The sequence below is a fragment of the Pseudomonas sp. GM74 genome, assembly GCF_000282455.1.
Lineage (GTDB): Bacteria > Pseudomonadota > Gammaproteobacteria > Pseudomonadales > Pseudomonadaceae > Aquipseudomonas.
Genome location: NZ_AKJG01000152.1, coordinates 1 through 17,242 on the forward strand (window position 1 = coordinate 1; position 17,242 = coordinate 17,242).

General features: G+C 55.9%; 19 protein-coding genes and 1 pseudogene. 12 read left to right on the forward strand and 8 right to left on the reverse strand.

All coding sequences use genetic code 11. The features are described from left to right. Positions 1-422: 422 nt before the first annotated feature. The gene (locus PMI34_RS03715) at positions 423-1,397 is read left to right on the forward strand and encodes a quinone oxidoreductase family protein (protein WP_008053345.1); all 975 of its coding nucleotides are present in this window, start codon (positions 423-425) and stop codon (positions 1,395-1,397) included. Then, positions 1,394-2,320 (forward strand): LysR family transcriptional regulator, encoded by a 927-nt coding sequence (locus PMI34_RS03710; protein ID WP_008053347.1) that lies wholly within the window; start codon positions 1,394-1,396, stop codon positions 2,318-2,320. Before PMI34_RS03715 ends, PMI34_RS03710 begins: the two co-directional genes overlap by 4 nt. A gap of 292 nt (positions 2,321-2,612) precedes the next feature. Here PMI34_RS03710 and PMI34_RS29030 read toward each other — a convergent pair whose 3' ends face one another. Together PMI34_RS29030 and PMI34_RS03705 are read right to left on the reverse strand one after the other, a co-directional pair. Next, on the reverse strand, positions 2,613-2,768 hold the full coding sequence (locus PMI34_RS29030) for a hypothetical protein (RefSeq protein WP_008053349.1): 156 nt from the start codon (positions 2,766-2,768) through the stop codon (positions 2,613-2,615). A gap of 546 nt (positions 2,769-3,314) precedes the next feature. Continuing rightward, complete coding sequence (locus tag PMI34_RS03705; RefSeq protein WP_008053351.1) at positions 3,315-3,653, reverse strand: hypothetical protein; 339 nt, start codon at positions 3,651-3,653, stop codon at positions 3,315-3,317. A 315-nt stretch (positions 3,654-3,968) separates the two neighbouring features. On the opposite strand from PMI34_RS03705, the gene PMI34_RS03700 reads away from it, so the two are divergent. The 5 genes from PMI34_RS03700 to PMI34_RS03680 are packed head-to-tail and all read left to right on the forward strand — an operon-like array spanning position 3,969 to position 9,017. Beyond that, the gene (locus PMI34_RS03700; RefSeq protein ID WP_008053353.1) at positions 3,969-5,441 is read left to right on the forward strand and encodes a cytochrome c oxidase subunit II; all 1,473 of its coding nucleotides are present in this window, start codon (positions 3,969-3,971) and stop codon (positions 5,439-5,441) included. 49 nt (positions 5,442-5,490) lie between these two features. Then, positions 5,491-7,266 (forward strand): cytochrome c oxidase subunit I, encoded by a 1,776-nt coding sequence (ctaD, locus tag PMI34_RS03695; RefSeq protein ID WP_008053355.1) that lies wholly within the window; start codon positions 5,491-5,493, stop codon positions 7,264-7,266. Beyond that, positions 7,263-7,955: a cytochrome c oxidase subunit 3 gene (locus PMI34_RS03690; RefSeq protein WP_008053356.1), complete on the forward strand. Its 693-nt coding sequence runs from the start codon at positions 7,263-7,265 to the stop codon at positions 7,953-7,955. Before ctaD ends, PMI34_RS03690 begins: the two co-directional genes overlap by 4 nt. Positions 7,956-7,960: 5 nt before the next feature. Further along, entirely contained in the window at positions 7,961-8,686 is a 726-nt protein-coding gene (locus tag PMI34_RS03685) for a heme-copper oxidase subunit III family protein (RefSeq protein WP_008053358.1), read from the forward strand. A gap of 13 nt (positions 8,687-8,699) precedes the next feature. Further along, positions 8,700-9,017 (forward strand): cytochrome C oxidase subunit IV family protein, encoded by a 318-nt coding sequence (locus PMI34_RS03680; RefSeq protein WP_008053359.1) that lies wholly within the window; start codon positions 8,700-8,702, stop codon positions 9,015-9,017. A gap of 32 nt (positions 9,018-9,049) precedes the next feature. Here the strand turns inward: PMI34_RS03680 and PMI34_RS03675 are convergent, their stop codons facing one another. Together PMI34_RS03675 and PMI34_RS03670 are read right to left on the reverse strand one after the other, a co-directional pair. Beyond that, entirely contained in the window at positions 9,050-9,610 is a 561-nt protein-coding gene (locus PMI34_RS03675) for a hypothetical protein (RefSeq protein ID WP_008053361.1), read from the reverse strand. A 134-nt stretch (positions 9,611-9,744) separates the two neighbouring features. After that, on the reverse strand, positions 9,745-10,035 hold the full coding sequence (locus PMI34_RS03670; protein ID WP_008053362.1) for a hypothetical protein: 291 nt from the start codon (positions 10,033-10,035) through the stop codon (positions 9,745-9,747). A 299-nt stretch (positions 10,036-10,334) separates the two neighbouring features. On the opposite strand from PMI34_RS03670, the gene PMI34_RS03665 reads away from it, so the two are divergent. Next, a complete protein-coding gene (locus PMI34_RS03665) occupies positions 10,335-10,874 on the forward strand; it encodes a hypothetical protein (RefSeq protein ID WP_008053363.1) in 540 nt (179 codons plus the stop codon). A gap of 537 nt (positions 10,875-11,411) precedes the next feature. Here the strand turns inward: PMI34_RS03665 and PMI34_RS03660 are convergent. The 3 genes from PMI34_RS03660 to PMI34_RS03650 form a co-directional block, all read right to left on the reverse strand. Further along, positions 11,412-11,762, reverse strand: a complete 351-nt coding sequence (locus PMI34_RS03660) for a BON domain-containing protein (RefSeq protein WP_008053364.1) — start codon at positions 11,760-11,762, stop codon at positions 11,412-11,414. Between the two features lie 213 nt (positions 11,763-11,975). Beyond that, positions 11,976-12,461 (reverse strand): MaoC family dehydratase, encoded by a 486-nt coding sequence (locus tag PMI34_RS03655; protein ID WP_008053365.1) that lies wholly within the window; start codon positions 12,459-12,461, stop codon positions 11,976-11,978. 81 nt (positions 12,462-12,542) lie between these two features. Then, entirely contained in the window at positions 12,543-13,160 is a 618-nt protein-coding gene (locus PMI34_RS03650) for a LysE family translocator (RefSeq protein WP_008053366.1), read from the reverse strand. Between the two features lie 189 nt (positions 13,161-13,349). On the opposite strand from PMI34_RS03650, the gene PMI34_RS03645 reads away from it, so the two are divergent. Then, a complete protein-coding gene (locus PMI34_RS03645) occupies positions 13,350-13,802 on the forward strand; it encodes an Lrp/AsnC family transcriptional regulator (protein ID WP_008053368.1) in 453 nt (150 codons plus the stop codon). Between the two features lie 55 nt (positions 13,803-13,857). On the opposite strand, the pseudogene PMI34_RS28865 reads toward PMI34_RS03645, so the two are convergent. Beyond that, positions 13,858-13,938: pseudogene (locus tag PMI34_RS28865) on the reverse strand (protocatechuate 3,4-dioxygenase subunit alpha); the annotation flags it as partial. Between the two features lie 124 nt (positions 13,939-14,062). On the opposite strand from PMI34_RS28865, the gene PMI34_RS03640 reads away from it, so the two are divergent. Genes PMI34_RS03640 through PMI34_RS03630 form a run of 3 tightly spaced genes read left to right on the forward strand, consistent with a single transcriptional unit; the run spans position 14,063 to position 17,224 of the window. Continuing rightward, on the forward strand, positions 14,063-14,884 hold the full coding sequence (locus PMI34_RS03640; protein ID WP_008053369.1) for an ABC transporter substrate-binding protein: 822 nt from the start codon (positions 14,063-14,065) through the stop codon (positions 14,882-14,884). Beyond that, the gene (locus PMI34_RS03635; protein WP_008053370.1) at positions 14,881-15,726 is read left to right on the forward strand and encodes an amino acid ABC transporter permease; all 846 of its coding nucleotides are present in this window, start codon (positions 14,881-14,883) and stop codon (positions 15,724-15,726) included. The genes PMI34_RS03640 and PMI34_RS03635 overlap by 4 nt, the downstream gene beginning before the upstream one ends. A 34-nt stretch (positions 15,727-15,760) precedes the next feature. Beyond that, positions 15,761-17,224, forward strand: coding sequence for an LLM class flavin-dependent oxidoreductase (locus tag PMI34_RS03630; RefSeq protein WP_008053371.1), 1,464 nt, complete (start codon positions 15,761-15,763; stop codon positions 17,222-17,224). The last annotated feature ends 18 nt before the right edge of the window (positions 17,225-17,242 follow it).

Sequence of the window (17,242 nt, forward strand, 5' to 3'; positions counted from 1 at the left end):
GTGAAGTTCACTTCACCGCGACGAACGCGCCCGCCTGAAAAGCCTGTAGTGGCTGCAAACTCCCGGCAATTCCCCGCGCTTGACGGCTCTCGACCATTCGTCCTTTAACCCCCGAATTTGTTGGTCAAAGTCCATTTTTTGCGAGAGGTCATGACATGTCATGACGGATTTTCACGCAAGGTGAACCCGTGTTTTCAATTCAGTCGGATGAGTCCTGGCGATCGCGAACGCTGCTATCGAGCCAGGGAAGAAATGTCGGGTATTGGACGATTTTTGCCTGTTAATGCGTGCTATCAGTGATTACATTGCTGCAACAGGTGCACTAAATATCTGCAGTCAACCCATCTTGTTCATCGCTGGGTCAGTTCTCACACTGGGGACCACTCATTTGATAACGGCTTCTGACTGAAGGAGAAATGACCATGGTATCTGCGATCCGGTTTAACCAGTTTGGCACCCCCGAAGTACTGAACCTGCAGACACTGAGCGAACAAGCGCCAGGCCAGGGCGAGGTCTGGCTTGAGCAAGAGGCTGTAGGTGTGAACTTTCTCGACGTGACCCAGCGTAGGGGAGCGGTGCCCGTTTCATTGCCATCCGGGCTTGGGCTTGAAGGCGCTGGGCGTGTCGCCGCTGTGGGGGCGGGTGTCAGCAACGTGCGAACAGGGGATCGCGTGGCCTATGCCACCGGCCCCTTGGGTTCCTATGCTTCGGCCCGGCTTTATCCGGCAGAGCGGCTGGTGAAAATTCCGGATTCGCTGTCATTTGACGATGCGGCAGCCGTCATGTTCAAGGGCATCACGGCGCAGTACCTGTTGAAAGCCACCTATCCCGTAGGCCCTGGCACAACCATTCTGCTCTACGGCGTGGCTGGAGGGCTGGGGGAAATCATGGTGCCGTGGGCGAAGCACTTGGGTGCCACCGTGATCGGCGTGGTTTCAAAGCAGGCCAGTGTCGAGAAGGCCCTGGCATCGGGATGCGATGAAGTCCTGGTATTCGATGCTGACAACCTGGCCTCCCAGGTCGCTCGAATCACCCAGGGTAAAAAGGTCGACGTCGTCTATGACCCGATAGGGCGTGTTTCTTTCCAGGCATCCCTGGATTGCTTGCGACCACGGGGTCTGATGGTATCGTTCGGCGCTTCATCAGGTGCACCGTCAGCCGTGGAGCTATCAACGCTGAATGCCAAAGGCTCGCTGTTCCTCACACGTCCTTCGTTGGCAGCCCATACGGCAAGCGCCTGCGAGTACCAGGAACGAGCGCGGGATGTGTTGGCCGCCATAGGTACGGGTATTATCAAACCTTCGGTCCGGGCAAGCTACTCTCTGGCGGACGCAGCATTGGCGCATGCCGACCTGGAGTCGGGGCGTTCATCGGGGGCGATCATTCTAAAACCATGAATCTTGATGTTCTGAATAGTCAACACAGTGACGAAATCGCTGCATTTCTGGCCGTGGCCTCGCAAGGTTCATTTGTCGGGGCCGGCCGGCTATTGCAGCGACACCCGACAGTCGTCTCGAAACGACTCGCCGCCATGGAAAAGCGCCTTGGCGTTCGGCTCGTGGAGCGCTCAACCCGCCAGGTTCGAATTACTGAAACAGGTACCAGGCTGGAGCAGCGCCTTCGCTCAGCCATCGACTTGATAAATGAAGCGCAGCAGCAAGCGTCCGAGGGCGCCAGCGAAATCCGCGGTACTTTGCGCCTTGCATTGCCGGCAGCCATGGGCAGGCGTTGGCTTGGCCCGATGCTGCCGGAGTTTCTCAAGGCTCATCCGCATGTCTCGATCCTCGCTGATTATAGCGAGCGTCTGGTCGACATCATCGATGAAGGTTTTGACGCGGCGATCCGAATCGGAGAGTTGGAAGACAGCCGGTTGATCGCCAAAAAACTGAGTGACCATCGCCGGATATTGTGTGCCTCGCCTGCCTATATCAGACAGCACGGTATGCCCGAATCGCCACAGGACCTGATCAGGCACAATTGCCTTCGCTTCAGCGGCCTTGCGTCTTTTCCCCAGTGGAGACTCCATCGCGGCAATGAGCTGCAGACGGTTTCTCCCAAAGGAAACCTGACGGCCAATGACAGCGAATCATTACTTGCCGCGGCCCGCGCCGATGCGGGAATACTGGGGGCCGGTGACTGGTTGATGAGTCGTGACATTGCCGCCGGGAGGCTGTTGCATGTCCTTCCTGACTGGCAATTGGATGCCGCCGGCGGGGTCTATCTGATCAGGCCATCGGCCAGGTTTCCGAGCGCCGTGGTCGTCGCCTTCAAACAATGGATCGAGTCAAAGTTCATCCCCGCGCCTCCATGGGCCATTTGACTGGCTGACCTTTGGTTCCCACCTGACCGACACATGGCTGCCGGTCATGTGTGTTTATAAAACCCGGTGGTGACTCACGTTTTCCATTGGATCAAAGCCAATACAGGATAGCTGTGGACCACAACCAGCCGATGCAGAGGGTGATAGTAAGGTAGATCGCCACAATCATCAGAGGCTGATTCCACATGACACACCTCCCATAACCGCTTTTCTTTACATGGAGCCTGGTAAAACGGGCGCTCGTTTGAGAAATACCGCAATCATCAAGCCATTTGAGTGAAAGACGCATTCGTCAGAACACTCCAAGGGTAAATTCCATCGCCAGTACAGCGGACAACGCCAGCGTCATCACCAACGCGATAAACATCAGGCTCAACTCAGCGAGCTGCTTATAAAGGGGCAATGGCCGTTTCGTGATTCGAGCGATTGATTTATTAGTGGAAGCCATCACCCATCCTCACGTTTGCGTGGAACACGCACCACAGGCTTGACCTGGGCAACAAGGCGATGGAACTGCATGGTAGTGTCGCTTGTTTCATTTTTCACCCCTCGCGTCATGCCGAATCCGGCGAGTCCCGCCGTCTCCATGATGTCCGGGACGACAGCTGTTGCGGGTACCAGGGGTGGTGCAACTAATGAGCCATTTCAATAGGGCGAAGAAAAAACCCAAATGAATTAGCAAACTGTTTCGGGGGGATTCAAGCGAGAGAAAGGATGAGGGGGGGATATTCCTCAAATTTGGTGGCAAACACCTGGTTGGGTGGGTGTAGTACCCCATTTATGGAGAGAGTAGTGGCCCTGTTTCACCGATCACTTTTGGTTGGGGCTGCTTGCCCCAGAGGCGAGGTGGATTCAACGGGGCGGGAACGGCCGTTTCTGTCTGTGGTTCAAACCGGTCGAAGCAATACACTGAATTCTGTTTAAAAGACCAGTGACTTTCCGGCACCGCACATTACCCCGCGGAGAAACACCGATGCCGGGAATCACGTAACCGCTACTCAAGCAGCTGATCAATCAATACCGCGTTGGTGTAGATCAAACTGCCGTCACTCGCTCGGTGTCCAACCAGATGGAATTGACCACGTTCGTCGTGCAGATAGACGCGCATCTGGCAGTCGGACAAGGGGGCGTATCCCTCGGGCATGATCAAATCCATCGAGTCCATATCGACATCGACCATGGCTTCCCGCTCGTGGGTCTTCTGCAAGCGCTCTTCGGCCTCCTCCAGACGGACATGGAGAGGTCCGTCGACGTAGAAATGGACTTCCCCCATCGGGGTGGACTTTTGGGCGCCGCTGGGTTTGCACCAGCCTTCGATCGTCAGTGCACTCATGACGAAACCTCCCGTGTGGATTGCTGGAATCTGTAGCTTTCGTTCGTGCTCAATGCCATCACTTATGTTTGATGACTGCACAAGGGCAGGGTTCGATTTTTGGCGCCGCTTTTGGCCGATTCCTGCTGTTCGTCATCAGACATTGAGTATAGCCGGTCGCCGGGCCTCGCTTGCCAGCCCACGGTACAACCCGATGGGCTCTATACTCCTTACGGACTTTGCCGCCTGGTTGGGTGGTATTTGTCTGCCCTGCTTGGACGTCAGTGGCGATGCTTTTGCATAACCAATGAACAACAGGAATAGGATGAAGAGGAAATGGCAATAGCAATTATCCTGATACTAATCGTTATTGCATCAGTGCTATTCCACATACTGGCGCCCTGGCATGCGACGCCGGCAGCTTCCAACTGGGGGTCCATAGACACCACCCTGTTCATCACCCTGATCATCAGCGGAATATTCTTCATTGCCATCACGGTATTCATGGCAGTCGCGGTGATGCGGTATCGCCACAAGGAAGGTGCCAGGGCGGCCTATCAGCCAGAAAACAAAAAGCTGGAACTGTGGTTGATTATCGTGACCTCACTAGGTATTGCCGGGATGTTGGCGCCAGGCCTGGTTGTCTACAACGATTTCATCCGCGTGCCGAAAGATGCCTACGAACTTGAAGTAATCGCCCAGCAGTGGCAGTGGGCCTTTCGTTTTCCCGGCCAGGACGGGAAGTTGGGCAAGTCGGATATCAAGTTTGTCGATTCCGCCAATCCCCTCGGTGTTGATCCCAAGGATCCCGCCGGGCAGGACGATGTGCTTGTAATGAATAATGAAGTTCGCCTTCCGCGCGATCGGCCGGTGAAAGTCTTGCTGCGCGCTAAAGATGTCCTGCACGATTTCTATGTTCCGCAAATTCGCAGCAAGATGGATATGGTGCCAGGGATGGTGTCGTACTTTTGGTTTACGCCGACTAAAACCGGAAAATACGAAGTCCTTTGCGCTGAGTTTTGTGGTGTAGGTCATTACAACATGCGCGGCCATATGATCGTGGAAGAGCAGGGCGTCTTCGATCAATGGCTAAAGGGCCAACCGACTTTTGCGCAGACATTGACGACTGCGGCCAAACCCGGTCGAGACAGCGTGGTGGAAAAAGGCCGCCAGTTGGTCGAACAACTTGGCTGCAAGGCCTGCCATAGCCAGGATGGCGGTGCCAGTCTCGGCCCGGGATGGAAGGGGTTGTACGGCAGCGTTGAACAGCTTGCCGATGGCACCAGTGTGCAGGTCGACGAGGCCTACCTGAAAGAGTCGATTCTCGATCCGAAGGCCCGGCTGGTGCAGGGCTACCCGCCGGTCATGGTGGCCTATACTCTCAAAGACGATGAACTGGGCGCTGTCATCGCCCTGATCAAATCACTGGGTGCTGCGGGGCAAGGCGATGAGCCCTCGACCGGCGAAGCATCGAGCCCGGGTGAAGACCTGGTGGCGCAGGGGCAGCGGCTGGCAGGGTCGCTTGGCTGTCTGGCCTGCCACAGTGTCGATGGCAACAAGGGCGTCGGCCCCACCTGGCAGGGCCTGTATGGCAAGACGGAAACCCTTGCCGACGATACAAGCGTAAAGGTCGATGAGGGCTATCTCAAGGATTCGGTTCTTCATCCCAACGCCAAAATCGTCAAGGGCTTTGCAGCCGTCATGCCGACCTTGGCTGCGAGTGATGAGGAGCTCAATGCACTGATCGCTTTCATCAAGTCCAAAGCGAATGCTGACACTGACGCAAACAAGGCGGAGCCAGGGAAGTAGCCGTTAAGCAGCCAGGAAAACACTGAAACTTCGGCAGGAGGATGACGTGATGGCCTATGCGGAGCAAGCCGAAACAGAAGCACTGCACGAGCCCAAAAGTTTCCTGACCAAATACATCTGGAGTCAGGACCACAAGGTCATAGCCATTCAATATTCGTTGACGGCCATCTTCGTGGGACTTATCGCGTTGGTGTTGTCCGGTTTGATGCGCATGCAGATTGGTTTTCCCGGCAGCCTGGAGTTCATGGACGCCAGTGCTTACTATCAGGCGATGACCATGCACGGCATGATCATGGTCATTTACTTGCTCACGGCCTTGTTTCTGGGTGGCTTCGGCAACTATCTGATCCCGCTGATGGTGGGCGCCCGCGACATGGTCTTCCCCTACGTCAACATGCTCAGCTACTGGTTTTACCTGGTGGCGGTACTGGTGTTGCTCAGCAGTTTTTTTGTCCCTGGCGGCCCCACAGGTTCGGGCTGGACGCTCTATCCGCCACAGTCCATCACTCAAGGGACACCGGGGGGCGAGTGGGGCATTGTCCTGATGCTCATCTCGCTGGCGATTTTCATTGTCGCGGCCACCATGGGCGGGTTGAACTACGTCACCACGGTGTTGCAGGCGCGCACGCACGGCATGACCCTGTTTCGCATGCCGCTCTCGGTATGGGGCATCTTCATGGCCTCGATCATGGCCTTGCTGGCGTTCCCGGCGTTGTTCGTCAGTGCGGTGATGATGCTGTTCGACAAGCTGTTGGGCACCAGCTTCTTCATGCCGGCGATGATCTCGCTGGGGCAGCAGCTCGATCATCAGGGTGGCAGCCCGATCCTGTTCCAGCACCTGTTCTGGTTCTTCGGCCACCCTGAGGTCTATATCGTTGCTCTCCCTGCGTTTGGTCTGGTCTCCGACTTGATCAGCACCCATGCGCGTAAAAACATCTTCGGCTACCGAATGATGGTGTGGGCCATTATTGCGATTGGCGTACTGAGCTTTGTGGTCTGGGCGCACCATATGTATGTCAGCGGAATGAACCCGTACTTTGGTTTCTTTTTCGCCGTCACCACCTTGATCATCGCAGTGCCGACCGCGCTGAAAGTCTATAACTGGGTACTGACCCTGTGGAGGGGCGATATCCACCTGACCGTGCCGATGTTGTTTGCCCTGGCCTTTATTGTCACCTTCCTGGTTGGCGGCCTGACCGGGTTGTTTCTCGGCAATGTGATCGTGGACATACCACTCTCGGACACCTATTTCGTCGTGGCCCATTTTCATATGGTCATGGGGGTCGCCCCGGTCCTGGTGGTGTTCGGCGGCATTTATCACTGGTTCCCGAAAGTCACCGGGCGCATGTGGAACGACACCCTGGGCAAGTTGCATTTCTGGATTACCTTTCTGGGCACCTACGCCATCTTCTTCCCCATGCACTACCTGGGTTTCCAGGGCATGCCTCGTCGCTACTACGCCTATGAAAACTACGCGTTCATCCCGCAGTCCGCGCAAGACTTGAATGCCTTCATTACGGTGGTCGCATTGACTGTCGGCGTTTCCCAGCTGCTGTTCCTGTTCAACCTGACCTGGAGTGCATTCAAGGGTAAGCCGGCCGGCAGTAATCCCTGGGGCGCGGCCAGCCTGGAATGGCAAACGCCGGACACTCCGCCGAAACACGGCAACTGGGGAGAGAAATTGCCGGTCGTGCATCGCTGGGCCTATGACTACAGTGTGCCGGGGATAGAGCAGGATTTCGTTGCGCAAACGGTCTGCGCCGAGGAGCTGGAGCACATGCGGCAACTCAGTCCCGGGACTAAAACAGTGGACGTCAGGACATGAACAGGTTGCTATTGAGAAACGTCGATGGCGCTGATCCCGGCGGCAGTTGGAGTCGCGATCCCGAGGGTATTCAGGCCGCCGAGGATGCCAATAGAAGGCAAACCGCAAGGGTCGGCCTGCGCTTGTTTCTGGTGGTGGTGAGTTCGTTATTCTTCCTCTTCCTGATCGCCTTTGTTGCCCGTTCTCAAATGGCCGACTGGCTACCCCTGACAGAGCCTTTGGCGCCGTTAGGCAATCTTGGGCCGCTCTGGTTGAATTCGGCGTTTCTGGTATTGAGCTGCATCGCACTGCAGTGGTCGCGCCTGGCCGCCCGAAAGGCGCGGCCAGGTGCAACTGTCATTGGTTTTGCATTGGGGGGAGTCTTTGCCATTGCCTTTCTGGCGGGGCAACTCTGGGTCTGGCAGCAATTTGTCGCCTGGGGCTACTTTGTCGCCAGCAATCCGGCCAATAGTTTCTTCTACCTGTTGACCGGCCTGCATGGGCTCCACCTGCTGGGCGGGCTGATCGCCTGGTGCTGGATCGTCGCTAAATTCCTGCGTCATGTGCCACTGGCGCAACTTGGCGCCAGCGTAGAACTCTGTGCCATCTATTGGCATTACTTGCTGGGCCTGTGGTTCGTGCTATTCGCGCTTCTGGCCAGCACGCCGCAAACCTATGAAGCCATCGCCAGATTCTGCGGCCTGAGGTAACAGCCATGGCATTGCACCCACAAGCCCAAGCCCAAGCCCAAGCCGAGATCAGTTCATCCAATCCACCAGGCTTGCCGCCAGCACCGGGATGGCAGGGCATCGCCAGCGATTGGTCCTCGGATAAAGAGGCCTTCAAGCAGGTGCCCTGGGGCAAGGCGATGATGTGGATATTCCTGCTCAGCGATACGTTTATATTCACCTGTTTTCTCACCGGCTACATGTCGGTACGCATGACCATCACCAGCGCCTGGCCGAACCCCAGTGAAGTGTTCGCATTGACGATCGGCGGCAGGGAAATCCCGCTTATTCTGATCGCCATCATGACCTTTGTACTGATCAGCAGCAGCGGCACCATGGCCATGGCCGTCAATTTCGCCTATCGCCGTAATCGCGCGAAAACCACGGCCCTGATGCTGGCGACCGCTGCCCTGGGGGTGACTTTCGTCAGCATGCAGGCATTCGAATGGAGCAAGCTCATCGCAGAAGGGGTTCGTCCCTGGGGGAACCCCATGGGAGCCGCGCAATTTGGTGCCAGCTTTTTCATGATTACCGGTTTTCACGGACTGCATGTGTCAATCGGCGCCCTCTATCTCAGCATTGTGGCGCTGAAAGTATGGCGCGGAGACTATGAGCGCTCCGGAAACTATCAGAACGTCGAGATAGCCGGGCTTTATTGGCACTTCGTGGATTTGGTGTGGGTATTTATTTTTGCATTCTTCTATTTATGGTAGAGGAGCACGAGTGATGGCACATGCTCAGGGTCAGCAACATCCAATCAGTTTGTACCTTAAGATCTGGGGGCTGTTATTTGTCCTCAGCACGCTGTCGTACCTTGTCGACTATTTCCACTTTCATGGTTATCTTCGGTGGTCCCTGATTATCACTTTCATGTTGTTGAAGGCAGGTTTGATTGTCTCCATCTTCATGCATATGGCATGGGAGCGCCTGGCGATGGTCTACGCCATATTGGTGCCACCTTTGTGTTTACTGGTGCTCATCGGGCTGATGGCCACCGAGGCAGACTATGTCTTCCTCAGCCGGGTCATTTTCTTTGGCCAGTAAGCCGCTTTCCGATGGCCTCGAGTCTCCGGGCGCTAACCCGATATCACTCGCTTGAACTGATGCCATTTGTGCTGCCAGGCCACCGTCCAGTGGGGGGCTGCCGCTCCCGTGCCGGCGATCTTCAGCTTCGGATGCTGTTTGATTACCTGATCCAGTACCGATTCCTGATTCGGTTCAACATCCACGAAGAAGATATGTTTGCCTTCTTTTACTGCCTGTTTGAAATTGCGAAAGTGAGTGTTCGGCACCTGGAACCCAAAAAAACCGCCTTCCCAGATGCAGAAGCCCAATACAACAATGGCAAGGAAGATAAAGGGCATCCAGCCTGCGGGGGATTCGGTCCAGCCCATCCAATAGGCGCCAAGCAGGACCAGCGCCGCAAGTGGAACACCGATCACCGCACCAATCTCACCAGAGTGAACAGCATCCTGTTCCATTAACGAGCTGATCTCGTGGAGGTGATGTTCTTCTACATCAGCAACTTTTTCACTGAGTACATGAATCTGTTCGGAGTTGATGCCGCTGGCTTCCAGTTCATATTCAACGTTTTCAAGATCGTTGAGATTGTCACTGATGTAATAGTGTCGGTTCATGCCACACCTCCCGTCTCGGGTTTGCTGCAGACCTCCTGTGTCCGGCAGCAGTTGGTAGTTGTACTGCGGGGGAACGTTGCATACCCCGTGCAAACTGAAAAAAGTATAGCACTCGCCACCCTGCGGGCCGGTCGCTAGCTGATCTGCACAATGACCGGACCTTCCGTCACGATCGGCGGGTTTGCGTGGATATTCGATGCATTTTTCTGAACCCATTCACGGGCGACTTTCAGGCTCGCATCGCTGCCGGCCTTGTCCGTGCAAACAGTCACCGATGTGCCACCATCACCCGTATTCAACAGTGTGTAGCTAACGAGGCCAGGCACTGTCCGCAAGGTCGCTTCGATGTCGTCCTTGCGCTCTTCCATCAGCTCGAAAAGCTGCTTTGCTCCAGTACCCAGGTAGGTTCTTATCACCGCATACATAGTCGTCTCCCTTGGGAGTGCCGCCTTTATGCCAATCCAGATCCGTTGATGGCCGCTATCACTTGAGGTTTCGGTTCGTCCTGATTTATTAAGCTTAGCCAAACGCCGACGACAGTCGTAATGCGACGACCACCGGCCGTTTCTGGTCGATTGCTGTCTGGTGGCAGATTAGTGGCTATGCTTGGTCAGGTACCTGTACGCGTTGAAGGGGAACACCGTCCAGCAGGCTCGTGAAAACGTGATCATCTCGCATGAGGCGTCATCACAATTTGCCCTTGTGCCACGGAGTCGTCACTAACATGAACAAAAAAGAAGCCAAAGCCAAAGTAAAAGACCTGCTCTCGTCCGGAGTACCTAGATCGGAAGTATTCGCTCAGCTATCAGGCCAAGGGGTCAAGGACAGGCTGCTTGCCCGCTTGATCGCTACAACTGCTGACCCCTACCTCTGCGATATACATGACCGCAAGGTTAATGCCGTTATTACACTCATGTTTATCCAGGCTGCACTCGCTCTTCTACTCGGTTTTATTATAGGTTCAACTATTGGGCCTAATGCTAGATGGGTAGTTGGCGGTTTGGGTGCACTTATTCCGCTCTTGTTTGCCTGGGGGTTCTACAATCATCTGGCAGACGCATACAATGCGTACATTGTTCTATCCATGGGCTCGGCGGCGAATCAGGTGGAAGGGTTGATTTCAGGCTCTGTCATGATGTTTGTCGGCTCGGCCATAGGCATCGGAATGTTTGCTTATATATTATACGTTCGCCAGAAGTTGTTTCCGGATTTGGCTTTTTTTACACCGAGAAAAGTCAAGGGGCGATATGTGTTTTCTAACTGAAGAAACCGTTGAAGATGATTCGGTTGAATAGCGCGAAATAAATAATGGGGGCTTGAGTTAGGGCGCGGGGGCAGATCTGTTTTTCGCGTTAACCTGAACCGTGATGGTTCCAGTCAACATCCGCTGCCCTCGATTTGAGGGGTAATTACATTAATCGGCAAAACGCGCATTCTTCGCTACCGGTGGACTTTTTCGGGGCGATAGCGACGGTCCGGGCCTGACCGTCGCAAATGTGAGTACCGTATGCCTATACCTGACCTTGAGTTGACCGTGTCCGGTTCGTGGTGATCCGGCAGACCCGCGATCCGGGCCACAACATCGCGCGGTATTTGCGGGGCGGATCGCTGAGAGTGGCGATCAGGTCGGCTGAGCGATTTAGCCAGTTTGTTGCATCGGCCGGTTGAGTGCACAGCCAGAAGCAGCCAGTCGGAGATGTCCACGAAACCATGGGCGATTCACTCCGGGGCACACAGGCATTCAGCTTCTCTGCGCCCTCGGTTCCCGACTGGGAGCGCGGCGGCTACAAAGTTGCCATTATCATTTGTCGTCCATCTTTGTTGACGATTGTGGCCGGCGCTCAGTGCTCTCTTCGGCGTTGGGCGCTTCTGGAATACTCCCTGGCGTGAATACATGGGTCTGCAAGTCGCTGGCATCGACTTCGGCGACACCATGAACCGAACGGGCCAGATCAATGGCCTGTTCACACTGTCTATGAGTGTTGACGCGGCCGCTTAACCCCACTACGCCCGCATGGGTTTTGACATTGATATGCAGGCTAAGGGTCGGATCGGAAAATGCCAGGGCCGACTTCACCTTGGCGGTAATCCATGCATCGTGAACGGCCATTTCCAGACCATGAGAGTAATGCTGGAAGGAGTGAATTTTCATGGCTGAACCCTCTCTCGCGTAATCAGGTGTACTGTCCATCCCATTTGCTGTGCTGCCCTCTGCCTGTCAGGTGAACGCTATGCATTCCTGATTCGTTCTGGAGCGCTCGCCACGCAAACATTGACAGAAATTAATTATAGTACGGCCGTTGCCTGCGGTCAGAGCGCTGTCCCCGTGAACGTCCGCCTGAGTCGCTGCCACTCACGTCAGGCATCAACTCACGGACCGGGCAGCACCGTTGGTGGGGTCGCCGTCAAAGCGCATTTGTGTGAGACGCTCACGTTCTTCAGTCCCCGGCAGCACACCGCAAGTCGTGGCCTCCAGTACCGTGATGCCCTCTGCATTGAATATCCTGACTTCAGCCCTTGCATGTCTTCGCTCATCGATGTCAACGATGAGCCAGTGGCAGGTGATCTGCTCTCCCGCGTAAACGGGGCGTTTGAAGTTGAAACTCATCCCTGTGGCCAGCCACCCGATTTGCCCGCCGATTTCGGTGAGCAGACTGGCTGTCAGAAGACCATGGGCAATGGGCGCCTTGAACCCGCACAACTCTGCGTAGACTGTGTCGCAGTGAACCGGATTGTAATCTCGGGAAATCTGCGCGAACTGACGAATATCGTCTTCTGAAAAACAGCGGATTACCGTGAATCGGTCGCCGGCCTGAAGACCTTCGGCGGCACGTTCTCTTGGGCTCTTCATGAAAGCTCCCTGGAAGGCGAGGGTGGAAAGGTATGCTCGGGGCCTGGAAATGCGCCTGCACTCAATGACCAGTGCCCGAAATTAACCCGGCATCTGTTCGATAAACAACGTCACGGCAATGATGATCATGGTCGCTCCGGAGATCCGACTGACCCACTGAGCGGCGGCCGGGCGTGCCTTGAGAACAACCTGTGAGCCAAATCCGACCAGCAGATAAATAACGCCACAACTAACGGTGTGGACGAGCCCGAGCGCGATCATCTGCGTCGGTACCGGCCAAGGGGCAGTGGCGTCGGCAAACTGGGGCAGGAGCGCCAGGAACAGCAGGAACACTTTCGGATTCAAGCCGCTGACGCAAAGCCCCTTGAGCGCCCAGCGAAGCCATGAACCTGACGCCTGGACCTCATCCGTGTGGGGGGTGGAGGGACGGGCGAGCATGTTGATGCCCAACCAAAGCAGGTAACCCGCCCCGGCCACCGTCAGCCCTGACATGACCCCGGGGTGGTTGGCGACCAGGGTGCCAACACCCGCGGCTACCACCACTGTGGCAATCAGGTGGCCGGATAACAGTCCGCCCACAGCCGGTATGACAACGCGATGTTTCAGGCCGGCGGATATCGCGTAGGCCCAATCCGCCCCGGGCGTCACGACGAACAGAAACGACACCGCCCAGAAGGCAACAAAGACACTGAAGGTCATGGCGTCACCCGCGCCCGTTCATTAATCATCGCGTTGTTCATCGTCCCGCCTCTCATATCAAAGGCCGTCCCTCTTGTTTCCTGAAGAGGAGTACGGTTGTTAATGGATGGAGGAAGATTAATGAAATGTTGTTAGAATTAACTTTCAAAGATGATCGTATTTGCGTTGCAAAGAGGGAGATTATTCTGCGTGGACAGAACTGACCGGAAGATTCTTGCCGAACTGCAAAAGGATGGCCGCCTTTCGGTCACTGAACTTGCCGAGCGTGTGGGCTTGAGCCTTTCACCCTGCCATCGGCGAGTGCGGGCACTTGAGGACTCCGGTGTATTGCTGGGCTATCGCGCGCAGCTTGATCCCGGTGCATTGGGCCTGAATTTTTCCGCAATGGTATTTGCCACGCTCCGCGAGGGTGACCGGCAAGCCGTCGAGGCGTTCGAGGCGGCGCTCATCGATATACCTCAGGTGGTCGATGCCCAGAGATTGTTTGGGGAGCCGGACTACCTGCTGCACGTCGTTGCCCAGGACTTACCCGCCTTTCAACGGCTTTACGATGAGAGCCTCTCGACATTGCCTAATGTGCAACGGCTCACCTCGACCCTGGTGATGAAGCGGGTCATTCAAGACCGGCCGCTACCTTTGTGATTGGCGCGGCACATCGTCTGTTTTTTTCAGGATTATGTGGGGGAGGCTGACATCGTCAGAAGTCGAAGAACACCGTTTCCGCTTCGCCCTGAAGGTGAATATCGAAGCGGTAGGCCAGTTTCCCGTCAACCGTGCAGCACCTGGACCGCTGGATCCAATATAGCTTGAACGCAGTTTTATATTCCATAAATGAAGTACAAAGTATTTTTATAGTGCGTTTTAATCTATTCAGTATTTTGAATCGATTGGAGCACTTGTCTGTGAACACTAAGGCGCTTTTACCTTTTGGCTTGGCATTGCTGGCTACCTGCTCGACGGCTTTCGCGGGCGCCACCCTGGATCGCGTAACCAGCAGCGGGGAGCTGACCGGCGTTCTGATGGAAAGCTATCCGCCATTCTCCTTTCTCAATGAGCAGAACCAACTGGACGGGTTTGACGTGGATGTCGCCAAGGCCGTTGCGCAACGGCTAGGGGTGAAGCTGAAGCTGCAAACACCGTCCTGGGATGTCATCGCTGCCGGACACTGGAACGGACGATATGACATCTGCGTCTGCTCGATGACCCCGAGCAAGGCACGGGCCGAAGTGTTCGACTTCCCGGTGACGTATTACCAGTCCCCGGCCGTGATCGTGGTGAATGCCAAAGACAAGGACATTGTCACGGGCAAGGATCTGTCAGGTAAAAAAGTCGGTGTGATCAGTGCATCGACCTATGAAGCCTATCTGAACAAGGATCTGGTGATCGAGGGCGCCGAGGACAAGCCGTTGAGCTATCCATTCGAAAGCGTCCAGGTCGCGCCATACGACAACGAAACGGTGGCCTTCCAGGATCTGGCCTTGGGCACGGGCGTGCGCCTGGATGCCATGGTCACCAACCTCATCACTGCGCGCGAACGCATCGCCCAGGATCCTCGTTTCAAAATTGCCGGCGACACGCTGTATGCGGAGCCCAACGTGGTAGCGATCGAGAAGGGCGATCCACAATGGAATGCCAAAGTCACTGAGGTCGTCTCCCAGCTCAAGGCTGACGGCACATTAAGCAAGATTTCACAGAAGTGGATCGGTGCCGATATCAGCCAATGACAGCCCTCAATCCACATCCGGCCAAGGCGGCTGTCGCCTCCGAAACCAAGACGCGTCGTTTCAGCCGGCTGCCTGGTTTTCGCACTCGCCTGTATTTGACCTGGGCAGTGCTGTTGGGCCTGTGCGTCATGTTTTTCATGAGCTTCGATCTGAATTTCTCGATCATTGTGCAGAAGCTGCCCAATCTGGCTGGCCTGCATTTGGGGCCTGACGGTTTCTTGCAAGGCGCCGCGCTGACGCTGTTCTTGTGCTTCTGCTCGATCTGGCTTTCGTTGCTCCTTGGCTTCGTGACGGCGCTGGCGCGCCTGTCTCGCAGTGCGGTGGCTTTCGGCATTGCCAGTTTCTATGCGTCTTTTTTTCGCGGTACTCCGCTGCTGATCCAGATCCTGCTGATCTACCTGGGGCTGCCGCAGTTGGGTGTTGTTCCGGGCGCCATCAGCGCCGGGATCATTGCGCTTTCGCTCAATTACGGTGCCTACCTCAGCGAGATTTTTCGTGCCGGCATCATGGCTGTAGCACCCGGACAGCGCGAAGCGGCGATGGCTCTGGGGTTGGGGCCGGCGGCAACGTTTCTGCACATCGTCCTGCCGCAAGCCATGCGCACGATCATTCCCCCGACAACCAGTCAGTTCATTTCAATGCTCAAGGACTCCTCGTTGATATCGGTGATGGGCGTCTGGGAAGTGATGTTCCTGGCGCAGTCGTACGGTCGCTCGTCCTACCGCTACATCGAAATGCTCACCACCGCAGCCGTTATCTACTGGCTCCTGTCCATAGGATTGGAGTTGATACAGAACCGTCTTGAACGCCACTACGGCAAAGGCTTCAAGCATCAGCGCTGACCCGCCCGTTTAATGACTTTTTACAGGTACTACGATGTCCGATCCAAAACCTCTGTTGTTTGCGTTATACGAGCAAGCCAGTGTTGGCTGTGGCGGTGCGCCGAGCCTCTGGACGCACCCGGCTGACGAGCGACTGACCATCAACTCCCTGGGCTACTGGTCGAACCTGGCACGCATCGCCGACCAGGCTCATCTCGACATGCTGTTTTTTGGTGATGTACTGGGTTTCTACGATGTGTTTGGTGGTAATGCCGACGCGGCCATGAAGTGGGCGGTGGAAGCACCGGCCAACGATCCCTTGATGATCATCCCGGCATTGGCCGCCGTGACGGAAAACCTGGCCTTTGGCGTCACTGTCACCACCAGCTACGAGCATCCGTTCACCCATGCCCGGCGCTTCAGTACGCTGGATCACCTGACCAATGGCCGGGTCGGCTGGAACATCGTCACCTCCTACCTGACCAGTGCCGCTCGCAACTTCGGCCTGGAGCAGATGATCAAGCACGATGATCGCTATGAACGCGCAGAGGAGTTTCTCGATGTCGTTTACAAGCTCTGGGAAGGCAGCTGGGCAACCGATGCCGTGGTTGCCGACAAGTCTCGCCAGGTCTATGCCAGGGGCGATCGCGTGCGACCGATCAATCATGTCGGCGAGCATTACCGGGTGGCCGGGCCGCATTTGACGTCCCCGTCACCGCAACGCACACCCTTGCTGATCCAGGCCGGTTGGTCAGGCCGTGGTCGCGAGTTTGCGGCCAAGCACGCCGAACTGATTTTCATCGCCAAGTCCAACCCGCTGGAAATTCGCCAGGGACTGGAAGATATATGGACGCAGGCCAGGGCACGGGGGCGTTACGCTGAAGATATCAAGTCACTGACGGTACTGCGCATCGTCACGGCCAGGACCGAGATCGAAGCCCAGCGCAAATATGACGAACTGCAAAGCAACTATCACTTGCAGGCGCAGCTGGTGAGCTATGCCGGTGATACCGGTATCGACATCAGCCGCTACGCGGACAGCGAGGCGTTGTCCACCCACACCGAAGGCATGACCTCTTATGTGATGCGGCCTGATGGCAGTGGCAAGCCCTTGACCGCTGGCGATGTCAAACAGCGCTTCGCCAACGTCACCCGGGGCAGTGATCTGATTCTGGTGGGAACGCCGCAACAAGTGGCCGATCGCATCGAAGAGCACGCCCGTATTTCCGGCACCAGTGGCTACATGCTCAACCCGCTGATCAGCCCGGGCAGCCTTGAGGACTTCGTTGAACTGATCATTCCTGAACTGCAAAAACGTGGCTTGTATCGAACCCGGCCACATCGCGGTACTTTCCGTTCGCGGTTACGAGAGGATGGCGCGAACCATTTGCCGGATTCAGCCTACGGCGCCTCATTCCGTTTTGATAAAGGTTTTCAGGACGGGGCAGTTTCAGCCGCAACACCCTTTGTAGCAGCTGCCGAGCCCGCGAGGCTGCGTTCGGCTGCGAAGCAGTCGTAAAACCAGTAATCGCGGTAC

Coding starts and splice junctions, on each gene's coding strand:
- PMI34_RS03715 (WP_008053345.1), top strand. CDS start 423: ATGGTATCTGCGATCCGGTTTAACCAGTTTGGCACCCCCGAAGTACTG.
- PMI34_RS03710 (WP_008053347.1), top strand. CDS start 1,394: ATGAATCTTGATGTTCTGAATAGTCAACACAGTGACGAAATCGCTGCA.
- PMI34_RS29030 (WP_008053349.1), bottom strand. CDS start 2,768: ATGGCTTCCACTAATAAATCAATCGCTCGAATCACGAAACGGCCATTG.
- PMI34_RS03705 (WP_008053351.1), bottom strand. CDS start 3,653: ATGAGTGCACTGACGATCGAAGGCTGGTGCAAACCCAGCGGCGCCCAA.
- PMI34_RS03700 (WP_008053353.1), top strand. CDS start 3,969: ATGGCAATAGCAATTATCCTGATACTAATCGTTATTGCATCAGTGCTA.
- ctaD (WP_008053355.1), top strand. CDS start 5,491: ATGGCCTATGCGGAGCAAGCCGAAACAGAAGCACTGCACGAGCCCAAA.
- PMI34_RS03690 (WP_008053356.1), top strand. CDS start 7,263: ATGAACAGGTTGCTATTGAGAAACGTCGATGGCGCTGATCCCGGCGGC.
- PMI34_RS03685 (WP_008053358.1), top strand. CDS start 7,961: ATGGCATTGCACCCACAAGCCCAAGCCCAAGCCCAAGCCGAGATCAGT.
- PMI34_RS03680 (WP_008053359.1), top strand. CDS start 8,700: ATGGCACATGCTCAGGGTCAGCAACATCCAATCAGTTTGTACCTTAAG.
- PMI34_RS03675 (WP_008053361.1), bottom strand. CDS start 9,610: ATGAACCGACACTATTACATCAGTGACAATCTCAACGATCTTGAAAAC.
- PMI34_RS03670 (WP_008053362.1), bottom strand. CDS start 10,035: ATGTATGCGGTGATAAGAACCTACCTGGGTACTGGAGCAAAGCAGCTT.
- PMI34_RS03665 (WP_008053363.1), top strand. CDS start 10,335: ATGAACAAAAAAGAAGCCAAAGCCAAAGTAAAAGACCTGCTCTCGTCC.
- PMI34_RS03660 (WP_008053364.1), bottom strand. CDS start 11,762: ATGAAAATTCACTCCTTCCAGCATTACTCTCATGGTCTGGAAATGGCC.
- PMI34_RS03655 (WP_008053365.1), bottom strand. CDS start 12,461: ATGAAGAGCCCAAGAGAACGTGCCGCCGAAGGTCTTCAGGCCGGCGAC.
- PMI34_RS03650 (WP_008053366.1), bottom strand. CDS start 13,160: ATGACCTTCAGTGTCTTTGTTGCCTTCTGGGCGGTGTCGTTTCTGTTC.
- PMI34_RS03635 (WP_008053370.1), top strand. CDS start 14,881: ATGACAGCCCTCAATCCACATCCGGCCAAGGCGGCTGTCGCCTCCGAA.
- PMI34_RS03630 (WP_008053371.1), top strand. CDS start 15,761: ATGTCCGATCCAAAACCTCTGTTGTTTGCGTTATACGAGCAAGCCAGT.